The following is a 591-nucleotide window of genomic DNA, read 5'->3' as shown; positions in this document are numbered from 1 at the left end:
CTACGTGTCCGATCCGGCCAAGCCGGTGCCGTTCGTGCCGCGCCCGGTGCGCTTCGCCGACCGCGACATGTGGACCAGCTGGTTGGTCAAGGACCAGCGTTTCGTGGACGGGCGCACGGACGTGCTGACCTTCGTCAGTGAACCGCTCACCGAGCCGCTTCGCATCGGCGGGGCACCGCAGGTGAACCTGGCGGCGGCCACCAGTGGCAGCGATGCCGACTGGGTGGTGAAACTGATCGACGTCTATCCCGACCAGACACCGTCCACGCCCGAGATGGGCGGCTACGAGCTGGCGGTATCCATGGCGATCTTCCGTGGGCGCTACCGGGAGAGCTTCAGCGATCCAAAGGCGATCGCAAGCAATCAGGTGCTGGATTACAGATTCGGCCTGCCGACGGCCAACCATGTGTTCCAGCCCGGTCATCGGGTGATGGTGCAGGTGCAATCGAGCCTGTTCCCGCTGTACGACCGCAACCCGCAGACCTTCGTGCCCAACATCTACCTGGCCAGGCCGGGCGATTACCAGAAGGCCACGCAGCAGGTGTGGCATGCACCACAGCAGGCAAGCTTCATTTCGCTGCCGGTGTATTG

The 591-nt window shown here is 64.3% G+C and carries 1 protein-coding gene; it reads left to right on the top strand.

Annotation, left to right across the window (positions count from 1 at the left end):
• Window positions 1-591 (top strand): CocE/NonD family hydrolase (locus tag ACXJKJ_RS31320; RefSeq protein WP_457395530.1); only part of this gene is annotated, 591 nt, incomplete at both ends.

It is taken from the genome of Roseateles sp. P5_E1 (assembly GCF_054049335.1).
Note: the sequence above shows the minus strand (reverse complement) of the source record. Positions and strands in the feature narration are given on the sequence as shown.